This is a genomic window from Staphylococcus sp. HMSC62D11, assembly GCF_001839145.1.
GTDB classification, from domain to species: Bacteria; Bacillota; Bacilli; order Staphylococcales; family Staphylococcaceae; genus Staphylococcus; species Staphylococcus lugdunensis.
In genome coordinates this window covers 1-213 of sequence record NZ_KV840205.1, presented here as the reverse complement: position 1 = coordinate 213, position 213 = coordinate 1, and the positions used below count along the sequence as shown (strand labels likewise).

Genomic DNA, 213 nt, shown 5'->3' with positions numbered 1-213 from the left:
AATGTGTTCTAAAAGTTGAACTACTCCCGCATAAGTTTAAAAATGGAGCGGAAGATAGGATTTGCACCTATATCTCATTTCAGGAAGAAATGTATTCTAAGAGTTGAACTACTCCCGCATATAAGGTTTTAAATTGGAGCGGAAGATAGGATTTACACCTATACCTCATTCCGGGAAGGAATGTGTTCTAAAAGTTGAACTACTCCCGCATAA

At 37.6% G+C, this 213-nt stretch carries 2 tRNA genes; both read right to left on the bottom strand.

Annotated features, from left to right (window positions below):
- Positions 1–43: 43 nt before the first annotated feature.
- Positions 44–118 (bottom strand) — tRNA-Gly (locus tag HMPREF3267_RS12660).
- 16 nt (positions 119–134) lie between these two features.
- A tRNA-Gly gene (locus HMPREF3267_RS11330) sits at positions 135–209 on the bottom strand.
- Positions 210–213: the final 4 nt, after the last annotated feature.